Raw genomic sequence first — 3,261 nt, forward strand, 5'->3', positions numbered from 1 at the left:
AAGACCAGCATAGAAGAATCTTCAAGAAGGGTTAAAACACATAACTAAAATTAAATAGAACTAAGTGAGATTAAATACGTTAATAACATTAAGAATCTCAAAAATACGCAAGACAAATAACACATCAAGTAACATTAAAAGATACAAGAAATATGAAGGTGAATTCATAGTAGTCAGATACATCCGATAACACCACATTCCTACTGCGGGCATTCGCCCTTGATCGCTAAGAGGTAATTCTGAGAAGGTTACTCAGGCGATACATTCAACCAGCTAAGTCTATCGACCCGTTCCCTACGGTCACTTAAGCTGCTTGAACGTCAGGAATGTACAAACGTTATGCGCAATACCCTTAAAAACTATAAAGTGACCAAAACAATATGCACTAACTTGGAGGTATAAAAATAAATGCAGGATATCTTGCTTATACAACCGTCAATCGAATTAAGAGAAGAGTATATGGACTTCTATAATGACTGGAAACAATCTAGTGAAGATATGGTTCCATGGGTAATAGAAAGAGATCCTACCGAATTCGAAGAAATGTTAGATTTTCTTACTAAGAATGAGGAAGAACAATTCATACCCGAGGGATGGGTACTAAATAGTACATATTGGTTAGTTGTAGGAAATCGAAAAATAGTAGGAGCAGTTAATATTAGACATGGTTTGACTGACAAACTCTTCAATAGTGGTGGACATATTGGATATGGGATACGTCCATCAGAAAGACAAAAAGGTTATGCTAGTAAGTTGCTTACATTAGCACTAGGAAAGAGTAAAGAAATAGGGATCAAAAATGTCCTTGTAGTTTGCGATGATCACAATGTTGCATCTAGGAAGACCATTTTAAAGAATGGTGGAGTACAGGACAAGGATTTTGTTGAAGAAGATGGAAATGTCATAAATAGATTTTGGATAAAACTCGAATAGAAAGAGTAAGTATTTCGTAGAAGAAGGGTACAGCGCATAACACCACATTCCTACTGCGGGCATTCGCCCTTGATCGCTTAGAAGAGTTTCATAGAAGTAGATTCAGGCGACACATTAAACCAGCTAAGTCTATCGACCCGTTCCCTAAGGTCACTTAAGCTGCTTGAACGTCAGGAATGCACAAACGTTAGGTGAAATCTTCGAAATACTGCAGAAGACCTTAGAAAACCATAATAAAAAACTGAGGAAATGAAAATCGAAGGAGAAACATGATGGATACTTTTCTTGCCATATTTCCGATTGTTTGGTCTGCTTTTATATATTCAATTATATTTTATCGTGTCTTTATTAAGGATAATGAGCATATTATCGGGAACATCGGCTTAATTGTAATTGCTAGTACATTACTTTTGCCGAATGTTCAAAACCAATATATTCAATTATCATGTGTAATAATCAGTGTAGTGCTATTGGGCACTATTATTTATAAGGCTATAAAATCAAGAAATATATAATAACAAAAGGTAGGATTAAAAAAGTAATATGGAGAGATTTTGAAAGGGTAATTCAATGAAGTCGAAGACTTCACCTAACAAAACATTCCTACGTCGTCGCTTACGCTCCTCGGTCGCCAAGAGGATTATCGGAGAAGCGGATTCAGGCGACACATCCAACCGGCTAAGTCTGACGACCCGTTCCCTTCGTTCACTTAAGCCGTTCGGACGTCAGGAATGCGCAACGTTACCTGAAATATCTGGGATAAGTACATATGTAAGACCAGCATAGGAGGATTTTCAAGAAGGGGGGGAAACACATAACTAAAATTCAAACAAAACTAAATGAGATTAAATACGTTAATAACATTAAGAAGACTTTAGACATGAAAGACATCAACTAACATTAAAACATACAAGAAATTTGAAGGTGAATTCAGAGAAGTCAGATACATCAGGTAACACCACATTCCTACTTCGGGCATTCGCCCTTGATCGCTATGAAGAATCTCAAAGAAGCGTATTCAGGCGATACATTCAACCAGCTAAGTCTGACGACCCGTTCCCTTTGGTCACTTAAGCTGCTTGAACGTCAGGAATGCCAAACGTTCTCCGAAATTCATGCAAAATTAGCAAACTATTAATATCCAGCATTTCATGTTGGAATTCTCTTTGAAGTGGGGCATCGCAATGATGAATTACACAAATACAACAACTGAATTATCTGATAACCATATTGATACCGCTATTATATCAGTCGGAGCGACAGAGCAATTCGGACCATACTTACCAATGCATTTAGATACTCTAATAGCTGAACAATATGCTCAAGCTTATGGAAAAGCGTTAAATGCATATGTATTACCTACATTACCTTTTAATACCTCTGAAGAACATGCTAATTTTAAAGGGACAGTTACAGTTAGTCCCAATATAATAACCGCTATGTTGGAAGAAATAATTGTAAATTTGGCGAGGCAAGGATTCGATAAGTTTGTCCTTTGTAATGGTCATGGTGGTGCATATTGGGAAAGTTCCTTTATTAAACACATAAATTTTAAGTACTCTGATATTATATTGATTCATCCTCATCATAATCGAAATGCTTGGGAAATTGCGATTAATGCAGCAGGACTGGAAGGACTAAATGAATTACACGGGGGACTGCTATCAGTTTGTACAGCAATGTGGTTATGTCCTGATAGAGTGAAATTACAATCAATGGGATCTGAAATTCCGAAAGACAATATAAAGTTTTCAGATTACATTGGATGGGATAAATTAACTTCTGATGGGTGCTGGGGTCAGTTTAATCTAGGAGAATTTACATCTGAAGAATTAGCAGAAAAGGGGAAAGTCTTCTGGGAAACTTTTATAAACAATAAATGTGAAGGACTAAAAGAAATATTACAAGAAGCTTACTCAAGAAAGATAATCAAGAGATAATTTTAAGGGAATTCAAAGAAGTCATGAACTTCGGAGAACATTACATTTCTGCGTCGTCGCTGACGCTCCTTGGTCGCCAAGGGGATTCTCTCAGGAGTGGAATCAGGCGACACATTCAACTGGCTAAGTCTGACGACCCGGACCTTCGGTCCTTAAGCCGCTTGAACGTCAGAAATGCGGGTACGTTATAAGAAATCCGGGGTAAAGACATTTGTTATTGCTTAAGATATTCCAAAGAAGTAGATTTGAAGTGATAGGTTACTAAGGTTTATCAAGGAAGTAGATTGAAGAGCCATTTTACTGAGGCATTTCGAAGAAGTAGATTGAAGTGACGTTTTACTGAGGCATTTCGAAGAAGTAGATTGAAGTGACGTTTTACTGAGGCATT

3 protein-coding genes are annotated in these 3,261 nt (G+C 37.1%); all 3 read left to right on the forward strand.

What is annotated here, in order from left to right; translation table 11 throughout:
- The first annotated feature begins 408 nt into the window (after positions 1–408).
- The 3 genes from ACH8E3_RS16555 (at position 409) to ACH8E3_RS16565 (ending at position 2,873) form a co-directional block, all read left to right on the forward strand.
- Positions 409–933, forward strand: a complete 525-nt coding sequence (locus ACH8E3_RS16555; RefSeq protein WP_458633750.1) for a GNAT family N-acetyltransferase — start codon at positions 409–411, stop codon at positions 931–933.
- A gap of 570 nt (positions 934–1,503) precedes the next feature.
- Positions 1,504–1,719 carry a hypothetical protein gene (locus ACH8E3_RS16560; RefSeq protein ID WP_458633751.1) on the forward strand — a complete coding sequence of 72 codons (216 nt, stop codon included), beginning with the start codon at positions 1,504–1,506 and terminating at the stop codon, positions 1,717–1,719.
- Between the two features lie 398 nt (positions 1,720–2,117).
- A complete protein-coding gene (locus ACH8E3_RS16565; protein WP_458633752.1) occupies positions 2,118–2,873 on the forward strand; it encodes a creatininase family protein in 756 nt (251 codons plus the stop codon).
- Positions 2,874–3,261 lie beyond the last annotated feature (388 nt).

This window comes from Paenibacillus sp. CMAA1364 (assembly GCF_054373195.1).

What these genes read in the sequence shown, in the direction of transcription:
- ACH8E3_RS16560 (WP_458633751.1), top strand. Translation starts at nt 1,504, where the DNA reads ATGAAGTCGAAGACTTCACCTAACAAAACATTCCTACGTCGTCGCTTA.
- ACH8E3_RS16565 (WP_458633752.1), top strand. Translation starts at nt 2,118, where the DNA reads ATGATGAATTACACAAATACAACAACTGAATTATCTGATAACCATATT.
- ACH8E3_RS16555 (WP_458633750.1), top strand. Translation starts at nt 409, where the DNA reads ATGCAGGATATCTTGCTTATACAACCGTCAATCGAATTAAGAGAAGAG.